The organism is Daejeonella sp., from assembly GCF_049655485.1.
GTDB lineage: Bacteria > Bacteroidota > Bacteroidia > Sphingobacteriales > Sphingobacteriaceae > Daejeonella.
Genome location: NZ_JBASJU010000007.1, coordinates 26180 through 35409, shown reverse-complemented (window position 1 = coordinate 35409; position 9230 = coordinate 26180). Strand labels below are relative to the sequence as shown.

The following is a 9230-nucleotide window of genomic DNA, read 5'->3' as shown; positions in this document are numbered from 1 at the left end:
ACAGGAATCATTGACGCAAATTCTGCATAACATAAACCAGCAAATGCACATGCGAAAGCTGCAAGTGCGAACGAAATGGTTACGGCAGGACCCGCATTTTCTGCTGCTGCGATACCAGTTAACGAGAATAATCCAGCTCCTATAATTGCTCCAATACCTAGCGCGACCAGATTTACACTGGTTAATGATCTTTTTAACGTGCCCTCACCTGTTTGAGCTGATTCGAACATTAACTGTTCGATTGATTTTTTGTGGAACATACAATTGGTTTAGTAAGTTTTTATCTATGCTATTTATGATTTTACTGATCTCAAACGTAATTATTATTATTTGAATTATGAAACCCTTGGTTCATTTGTTTAGTGGATGGATCACTAATCAAACGTTGTCGGATTTCGATATAATTATCAATACGTTTTTGAAAATAAAAAAAGGGAAGATCCGAAGAAATCCCCCTTTATATCGTGCTTTATAAATTATTTGGCAACCGGTTCAATTTTACTGTTAATAGTTTTAACAATTGTATTGCCTGATGCATTCACTGAGATAGTTTTTGTATCCTTCATTACATCCATTTTTGCAGCTACATGAGAATTGCCTTCAGAAAGGTGAGGGGCAATAATCAACGATACGATAGACATTAATTTGATGAGGATATTCATTGATGGGCCAGATGTGTCCTTAAAAGGATCCCCAACGGTATCGCCGGTAACAGAAGCCTTGTGCGGCTCAGATTTTTTGTAGTACGTTTCGCCGTCAATTTCAACACCTTTCTCAAACGATTTCTTGGCGTTATCCCAGGCACCACCAGCATTAGACTGGAACATACCCATTAAAACACCTGAAACTGTAACTCCCGCTAATAAACCACCCAGTACCTCAGCACCGAAAGTGAATCCTATTATTATTGGTACTATTAAAGCGATCGCTCCTGGAAGCATCATCTCACGTATAGATGCCTTTGTGGAGATAGCAACGCATTTTTCGTATTCTGGTGTAGCTTTATATTCCATAATTCCTGGAATCTCACGGAACTGGCGACGAACTTCATTAACCATATCCATCGCCGCACGGCCAACAGCCGAGATACAAAGCGAAGAGAATATGAAAGGAATCATACCACCCACGAACAATCCAGCCAGTACATCAGCTTTGTAAATATCAATAGCATTGATACCGGCAACACCAACGAAAGCGGCGAATAAAGCCAAAGAAGTCAACGCAGCAGAAGCAATGGCAAAACCTTTTCCTGTTGCAGCGGTAGTGTTACCTACGGCATCAAGATTATCAGTACGTTCTCTCACTTCCGGAGGTAATCCACTCATCTCAGCAATTCCACCGGCATTATCTGCTATCGGTCCAAAAGCGTCAATTGACAGCTGCATAGCGGTGGTAGCCATCATTCCAGCTGCAGCTATAGCCACGCCGTAGAAGCCTGCAAAGTAGAATGAACCATAAATTCCGCCAGCCAGGACAAGTATTGGCAATACGGTTGATTCCATACCTACAGATAAACCTGCAATGATGTTAGTTGCATGTCCGGTCGATGATTGACGTATAATGCTCATTACCGGGCGTTTACCCATAGCTGTATAATATTCTGTAATGATACTCATAAGAGCTCCAACAATTAATCCAACAATAATGGCATAGAACACATCCATTTTGGTGAACTCAAATCCGCGAATAACCATCGCTTCAGGAAGCATCCATTGTACAGCGAAAAACGAAACTATCGCTGTCAGAATTATAGAAGACCAGTTACCCAGGTTAAGCGCATTTTGAACGCTGTCTGTCTCTTTTTTAATTTTTACAAAAGAACATGCCACAATTGACAGGATCAAACCTATCCCGGCAATCAGCATCGGCAAAAGAATTGGAGCGATGCCTCCGAAGTTATCAACTGATTTAATTTCGCGGCCTAAGATCATGGTCGCAAGGATGGTGGCAACGTATGATCCAAAAAGATCGGCTCCCATTCCTGCTACGTCACCTACGTTATCACCAACGTTATCGGCGATAGTTGCAGGGTTACGAACATCGTCTTCAGGGATTCCAGCTTCAACTTTACCTACAAGATCGGCACCAACATCGGCAGCCTTGGTATAAATACCCCCACCAACACGTGCGAAAAGAGCGATAGATTCAGCTCCAAGTGAAAATCCTGCCAGGACTTCAAGTGCTTTGACCATTTCAATTCCGTTAACGTCTCCGTTAACATTTACCACATACATCTGATAAAAGACTATGAATAAACTTCCAAGTCCGAGAACGGCAAGGCCGGCAACGCCAATACCCATAACACTTCCGCCGGTAAATGATACCTGAAGTGCTTTTGCTAAGCTGGTTCTGGCAGCCTGTGTAGTACGTACATTCGATTTTGTGGCGATGTTCATACCGATATAACCTGCCAGTGCAGACGTAAATGCACCTATCAGAAAGGATATAGCAATAACCCAGCTTGAAGTTTCAACAAGGGTACCTGAATAAGCAAGTAATATCGCTGCAATAGCTGAAAAATATCCGAGCACTTTCCATTCCGCTTTCAAAAATGCCATTGCCCCATCTGCAATGTATCCTGCAAGGCGCTGCATATTTTCATCGCCAGCATCCTGTTTGCTCACCCAGGCCGATTTAATGGCCATAATAACAATTCCCACAACTCCTAAAAGCGGTATTATGTAAATCAAATTTTCCTCTAAAAACTCCATGAATAATCTCTGTTTAGTTTGGTTAATTTTTTAACGTGACCGCAAAAATAGCAGGCTTATTCTATTATTCAAACATAAGGGACTATAATGTTTTGATATTCAGCGATATTGTTTTCTGTTTTCGGATTTGTTAGCTGATAATGAGGGTGTTGTGTTATGTATTTATTTCAGTTTTTTGAGCCTTATTTCAGGCATTTTAATGCCAGGAGAGCGTTTAGATAATTTAATTGATTTTGAGATAATTTTTACCGTAAGTTTAATGCTTTATTTCAACACCAAATATCACAAATGAAGGAAATCTCAGAACCAACAGAAATGAAACGTGAACTCGGTTTGCTTGATGCTACACTCATAGTAGCGGGCAGCATGATCGGTTCAGGTATTTTTATTGTAGCAGCCGATATCACAAGGAATGTGGGATCATCCGGATGGTTAATCGCCGTATGGCTGATCACCGGGCTGATGACCCTAATAGCCGCTGTAAGCTATGGAGAGCTTAGCGCGATGTTTCCCAAGGCAGGAGGGCAATATGTTTATCTTAAGGAAGCATATAATCCTTTAATCGGATTTCTGTATGGATGGAGTTTCTTCGCTGTAATTCAGACGGGTACGATTGCAGCCGTAGGTGTCGCGTTTTCGAAATTCACAGCTTACCTGATCCCGGGGGTCAGTGAAGACCTCGTTCTGCTTAATATTGGATCCCTTACCATTTCGCCAGCCCAGGTTCTTGCCATAGGCACCATTATTTTATTGACTTATATTAACACCAAAGGGGTTAAAGGCGGGAAAATGATCCAAACAACCTTCACATTGACTAAGCTTGTAAGCTTGTTCGGCCTGATAATTTTCGGATTTATAATGCTTAAGCCAGATGTTTGGGACGCAAACTGGACGAATGCCTGGACTATGCAAAAGCTGAATGTTGATGGTTCAGTCGAGTCGTATACGATGGCTGCCGCTTTAGGCGCGGTAGCGGCTGCAATGGTAGGTTCTATTTTCAGCAGTGATGCATGGAATAATATAACTTTTATCGCGGGTGAAGTAAAGAATCCTCAACGGAACATAGGCTTAAGCCTCTTCCTTGGAACTTTGATAGTCACGGTTGTTTACGTTCTGGCGAATTTGGTATATGTTGCTGTGCTTCCTCTCAACGAAATCGCTACGGCTGATAAAGACCGGGTGGCAGTGGCTGCTTCCGGGGTAATATTCGGAAATTCAGGTACTATTATTATTGCTTTAATGATCATGATTTCGACATTCGGATGTAACAACGGCTTAATCTTGGCTGGAGCCAGAGTTTATCATACCATGGCGAACGACGGCTTGTTCTTTAGGAAAACTGCGACTTTAAATAAGCATGCTGTTCCGGAATTTGGTCTTTGGATACAGTGTATCATGGCATCTATTCTATGCCTTAGCGGAAAATATGGTCAGTTACTAGACATGATATCCTTTGTAGTTGTGATATTTTACGTCCTTACCATTATTGGAATCTATATTTTAAGATACAAAATGCCGGATGCAGAACGTCCGTATAAAGCGATTGGATATCCTTTTTTACCAGCCCTATATATAATTATGGGAATTGCTTTCTGTACTTTGCTGATTATCTACAAACAGGAATTCGTTTGGGTTGGATTGGGGATTATGCTAAGTGGGGTGCCTATATATTATTTGTGGAGGGCGACTCAGAAGGCTGAGGTCTGAGATCAGAAGTCGGAAGTTGGAAGTCCGAGGTCTGAAGTAGGAGGTATGATACAACTAACTAAATTAGGAAAATTGTTTTAATAGAAGGCCTGAATTACAATACGTAATTCAGGCCTTCTCTATATAGGCTGTTAATTAGTCAGAGAAAAATTAATCGGGAGTGTATAGGCTACCCTTACTTTCTGGTTATTTTGAATGCCGGGTTTCCATTGAGGTGATTTAGTAAGTACCCTTACTGCTTCTTCATCCAGTCCGCTGCCTATTCCCCTCAATACTTTTATATGGGAAAGATCGTCGTTCCTTTCAATAATAAAACTTAGGAATACTTTCCCCTGAATCCCTAATTCGGCTGCATTACACGGATATCTTAAATTCTTGCGTAGAAATTTCCTCCGACCTCCGACTTCGGTCCTCAGACCACTTCCGCTACTACAAACGTACTTCCGCCAACAAAAATCAGATCGTCGTCTGAGGCACTCTCCTTAGCCTTTTGAAGTGCCAGACTTACACTTTTGAAACTATTGCCGGTTAAACCGAAAGCCGATGCCTCATCTTTTAATTCCGTCGCTAATTTACCCCGGGGTATATCGGGACTGCAGAAATAGTATATAGCGTTTTTAGGGAGTAATTGCAGGATTTTATGGATGTCTTTGTCATTGACCATTCCAATAACCATATGCAGGTTGTTGTATTGCTGGAGTTGTATGTTTTTTAACACCTCACGAATCCCATCTTCATTATGCCCTGTATCACAAATGACTAAGGGTTTCTGGCTTATGATTTGCCATCTACCCGCCAGTCCCGTGAGGTTTTTAACTTGCTTTAGTGCTTCAATAAGATGATCGTCTGTGATGTCAAAGCCCGCTTTTCTCAACTCTGATACCGAACTAAGGACAGTAGCCAAATTTTTTAACTGGTATGACCCGGTTAAATCGAGTTCTAACGCTAACGATTTTTGTCCCGAAAGAGGAGTTCCAGCCTCCTCAGCCAGGATACTCAAGTACTCATTGCTTTGCTGAAACCCACTTTTTGCAATATTCCATTCTTTGCATGCAAAAACCATAGGGGATTGGCTTTCTCCAGCTTTTTTAACGAACACTGGGGTGGTTTCCGCATGCTGCTCACCAACAACCACCGGAACTCCGGGTTTAATTATCCCAGCCTTTTCGGAAGCAATTTCTGTCAAAGTGTTCCCAAGAATATTCATGTGGTCATAACCGATATTAGTTATCACGGACACTAAAGGGCTTATAATGTTCGTGGAATCCAAGCGACCCCCTAATCCAACCTCTATCACGGCTATATCCACCTCTTGTTGCGCGAAATAATCAAATGCAAGCGCTACGGTAACTTCAAAGAAAGAGGGGTCGATTTCCTCTATATTATTTCGCTGACGATTTACAAATTCCACCACAAAATCTTCACTGACCATTTCACCGTTAAGCCTGATCCGTTCTCTGAAATCTTTTAAATGAGGGGAGGTATATAATCCGGTTTTATATCCTGCAGTCTGCGTTATTGCAGCGAGCATATGAGATGTCGAACCTTTGCCGTTTGTACCAGCGATATGAATACTTTTGAAATGATTTTGCGGATCCCCAATACGTTTGCACAGTTCGATGGTATTGGTTAAATCCGCTTTTAACGCAGCTGGGCCAATTCTGGTGAACATGGGCAGACGTGCATAAAGATATTCGAGAGTGTCTTTATATGTTTTAAAGGGCTTACCCGGCTGTGAAGATTTAGGTTTGCTGGGCGACATAATGTTCCCGCAGTGGGGCTACTTTACTTTAAAATTAAACATCACTACCCCAATCTGTGTTTCGGGTGCAGACTCCAGTTTATTCAGGGACGCACCCATTACAGCTACGCGGCATTTTTCCCAAATGGCCTTATCGGATAGTGTAGTTCCCTTTACTCCTGGAATTGCTTTAACAACAACTCCATTTTTATCCACGTAAATCCTTACAGCAACCCGCCCGTATTTCTGACCCTCATCTTTTGGAATGTCAAGATTAGTAAATCTTCTGCTTTTCAGATCCAGTGCTACTCCGCCAAATCCCGAGCCGCCTTCGCCATAATCCGGAGATAATGGATCACCGTCCTTACTTCCCTGGTTACCCGGGGTCTCACCTGTTCCGTCACCAGCACCTTTCCCATCGTTTTTCTTTCCCTTATAAAGTGCGTTCTGGTTCACTGTCGGCTTATTTTCCTTGGCCGGCAGACTCACCGAAGGCGATGTTGCCGCGGTCGTTGCTTTGGTTACTATTTCGGGAGCGTCTTCAGAGTTTTGGGTAACAATAGATTTATCGGTTACTTCAGACACCGGATCAGAAATTTCCTGGTTTTCAGTTATCACCTTGTCAGGAGGAGTATTATTGGCATCCGGAGCAGTCGAAGGTTCTTCAATACTCATGTAATCATCGCCCATCCCAATTTCAGAAGTGCCGTAATTGACTATAATTCCGCCCGTGCCTATCTGTTCAGGCTCTACCCGGCTAGCTATAATAAAAAAGCTGATGGCAAGCAAGATGGCCATTATCCCAGTGGATATTGCGAATGCTTTAGGATAATTATTCTCTTCTTGCCTTTGGTACTGCATTATTTTTTTGTCTCCGTAGCTAAAACAAGCTTCACTTTCAATTGGTTTGCGATGTCTGTCAGTTCTACTACATTTTCTATTGCAATAGTACGATCAGCATACAGAATTATTGTGAGTTCGGGAGCTGCGCGCTGATAAATTTCAATGCTTTTATACAGGTCGGCCGCTGCAACAGGTTTCTTCTCGACAAAATACTCAAGATCTTTGGTGATTGATACATTGATTGTTTTCTGCGGAATAGACTGTCCCGAGCTAGATCGCGGAAGAAACAGTTTTACAACATTTGGGTTCGCAACTGCAGAAGCAAGAAGGAAGAATAACAGCAGAAAGAACATAATATCGTTCAATGCTGATGTATGAACTTCTACCGCCCCACGTTTTCGTTTTTTAAAGTTCATTTCCCTGGTTCTTCTAACAAATCAATAAATTCAATTGCGTCAGTCTCCATTTTAAGGATAATCCTGTCAACCATGATGTTGAGAATATGATATAACACATATGCTATAATTCCGATGATCAACCCTGTAGCCGATGTAATCATTTTCATATATAAACCACCTGATATTGTGCCAATTTCAATTATACCTTTTACAGATACTTCATGAAAAATGGTAATAACACCTATAATAGTACCAACGAAACCCAGCATGGGAGCAATACCAGCTATAATTCCCAGGATACTGATGTTCTTCTCCAGTTTCGACACCTCAAGCTTACCTACGTTTTCAATTGCTCCTTCAATATCTTTAATCGGCCTGCCAATTCTAACAAGTCCTTTTTCAAGCATCCGGCCAAGAGGGGTGTTACTATTACGGCAAAGTGCCAGGGCCGACTCGAGGCGTGCGGTTTTTATATTTTGCCTTACCTGCATCATTAGGTTCATTTCATCTTTGGAAGCTTTCCTAATCGTGATGTATCGTTCTACAAAAATAACTAATGCAATAAATGCAAGGAGAACAAGAGGAATCATCACCCAGCCACCTTTAAACAGCAAATCAATAAATCTCAACTCTTCAGCAGTGGGCATGGTTTGCACTGCTGTGGCAGCGGCTGAGGCGGAATCTGTAATGGGGGATAGGGTATCAATCTGAAGTAGAAACATTGGTTATTGGGTTTTCTTAGGTTTATATTTAGCAATCCAGGCAGTTTTTTCAACTTCCTGAACGATTTTATTCAATTCTATTTGTGCAGTCTCTTCATCGGAGAATGAACCAAGGCTAACCTTGAAAAGGCGTCCCGGCATATCGTCAGCTATTTTCGCATCAAAACCGCGTGCCTTCATAGTCTTAACATATGTATCAGCTTCACTGCGTTTTCCAAATGTTGCGCCGATAATTTCAATTTTTCTGACGTTAGACACTGTCTCCGGTACGGAATTTTCCAGGTTCGTGGTGGCAGGTGAATCTATTAATGCACTGTCAGGTTCTGGGGCAGGCACTGCTGCATTCAACGTATCGGGTGTAATTGCAGGTGTAATTTCAGTTTGTTTTGGATATTCAGGTTGATCTTTAGGGGCTTGCACCAGTTCCGGCATCATGCTGTCAATCAGGTTTTTCGTAACAGGGTTGAATAAGTAAAGTATTATCGACCCAATAATCACAAAGAGTAAAGCTCCGGCGATTATCCATAAGGTGGAGTTTTTCCGGGAGTCATTAAGTTCAACTTCCTCCTCCTCCGAAACTTCTTCCTCTTCCCCCTGACCGGTGATAAAATCTTCTATTGTATTGCCCTGCCCGGCAGGTGGGGTAATAAGATCCTGGACAGTTGGAGTCGGAGTGGCTGCCTGAGAAGCCGGTACCAGATCAGGAAGAGGTTTTAATCCATAATACTTCCCGGGAACATGGAAATCTTCTGAAGCTTCAAAAAACAAAACCTCATCTTTCTGACGGATGGTGCCCAGTGGAGCTATAGCAGCGATCCCGGAGGTTTTGAGAACCTCCATGAGTCCCGAGATAAATCGTTTAACGAAGTATTCAGCTGATGAAGCAGATAAATTTTTCTTCGCACTAATATATTCGTTAAGCAAAGTAGAGTCAGAAACTTCCTTGCTAAAAGTAATCCGATAAGACGGGGGCGTGAATGAATTATTTATCCGGTCATAAGATCCTGAGACCTTCGCTTTGGAAAAAGTACCCAGGCCGGGAAGGCTTACTTCATCCTGTTTACTCAATAAATCCGCTATGTATGACCCAATATCCATCCGCCGGTAA

The 9230-nt window shown here is 42.1% G+C and carries 8 protein-coding genes and 1 pseudogene; 1 reads left to right on the top strand and 8 read right to left on the bottom strand.

Annotated features, from left to right (window positions below; translation table 11 throughout):
• Nucleotides 1–260 (bottom strand): annotated as a pseudogene (locus WBJ10_RS00375) (amino acid transporter); the annotation flags it as partial.
• 216 nt (nt 261–476) lie between these two features.
• A complete protein-coding gene (locus tag WBJ10_RS00370; protein WP_424287513.1) occupies nt 477–2711 on the bottom strand; it encodes a sodium-translocating pyrophosphatase in 2235 nt (744 codons plus the stop codon).
• Between the two features lie 288 nt (nt 2712–2999).
• Between WBJ10_RS00370 and WBJ10_RS00365 the strand changes: the two genes are divergently transcribed.
• Nucleotides 3000–4418, top strand: a complete 1419-nt coding sequence (locus tag WBJ10_RS00365; protein WP_424287512.1) for an APC family permease — start codon at nt 3000–3002, stop codon at nt 4416–4418.
• Between the two features lie 131 nt (nt 4419–4549).
• Here WBJ10_RS00365 and WBJ10_RS00360 read toward each other — a convergent pair whose 3' ends face one another.
• The 6 genes from WBJ10_RS00360 to WBJ10_RS00335 are packed head-to-tail and all read right to left on the bottom strand — an operon-like array spanning nt 4550 to nt 9220.
• A complete protein-coding gene (locus WBJ10_RS00360; RefSeq protein ID WP_424287515.1) occupies nt 4550–4834 on the bottom strand; it encodes an energy transducer TonB in 285 nt (94 codons plus the stop codon).
• The gene (locus WBJ10_RS00355) at nt 4831–6180 is read right to left on the bottom strand and encodes a bifunctional folylpolyglutamate synthase/dihydrofolate synthase (RefSeq protein WP_424287511.1); all 1350 of its coding nucleotides are present in this window, start codon (nt 6178–6180) and stop codon (nt 4831–4833) included. Before WBJ10_RS00355 ends, WBJ10_RS00360 begins: the two co-directional genes overlap by 4 nt.
• An 18-nt stretch (nt 6181–6198) precedes the next feature.
• Nucleotides 6199–7020 (bottom strand): energy transducer TonB, encoded by an 822-nt coding sequence (locus WBJ10_RS00350; protein WP_424287509.1) that lies wholly within the window; start codon nt 7018–7020, stop codon nt 6199–6201.
• A complete protein-coding gene (locus tag WBJ10_RS00345; protein WP_424287507.1) occupies nt 7020–7418 on the bottom strand; it encodes an ExbD/TolR family protein in 399 nt (132 codons plus the stop codon). The genes WBJ10_RS00350 and WBJ10_RS00345 overlap by 1 nt, the downstream gene beginning before the upstream one ends.
• Complete coding sequence (locus tag WBJ10_RS00340) at nt 7415–8122, bottom strand: MotA/TolQ/ExbB proton channel family protein (RefSeq protein ID WP_424287505.1); 708 nt, start codon at nt 8120–8122, stop codon at nt 7415–7417. Before WBJ10_RS00340 ends, WBJ10_RS00345 begins: the two co-directional genes overlap by 4 nt.
• 3 nt (nt 8123–8125) lie before the next feature.
• Nucleotides 8126–9220: an SPOR domain-containing protein gene (locus WBJ10_RS00335; protein WP_424287503.1), complete on the bottom strand. Its 1095-nt coding sequence runs from the start codon at nt 9218–9220 to the stop codon at nt 8126–8128.
• Between the last annotated feature and the right edge of the window lie 10 nt (nt 9221–9230).

Bases quoted from the DNA above. Each gene is read 5' to 3' on its own strand.
- WBJ10_RS00370 (WP_424287513.1), bottom strand. From the start codon at position 2,711: ATGGAGTTTTTAGAGGAAAATTTGATTTACATAATACCGCTTTTAGGA.
- WBJ10_RS00365 (WP_424287512.1), top strand. From the start codon at position 3,000: ATGAAGGAAATCTCAGAACCAACAGAAATGAAACGTGAACTCGGTTTG.
- WBJ10_RS00355 (WP_424287511.1), bottom strand. From the start codon at position 6,180: ATGTCGCCCAGCAAACCTAAATCTTCACAGCCGGGTAAGCCCTTTAAA.
- WBJ10_RS00350 (WP_424287509.1), bottom strand. From the start codon at position 7,020: ATGCAGTACCAAAGGCAAGAAGAGAATAATTATCCTAAAGCATTCGCA.
- WBJ10_RS00345 (WP_424287507.1), bottom strand. From the start codon at position 7,418: ATGAACTTTAAAAAACGAAAACGTGGGGCGGTAGAAGTTCATACATCA.
- WBJ10_RS00340 (WP_424287505.1), bottom strand. From the start codon at position 8,122: ATGTTTCTACTTCAGATTGATACCCTATCCCCCATTACAGATTCCGCC.
- WBJ10_RS00335 (WP_424287503.1), bottom strand. From the start codon at position 9,220: ATGGATATTGGGTCATACATAGCGGATTTATTGAGTAAACAGGATGAA.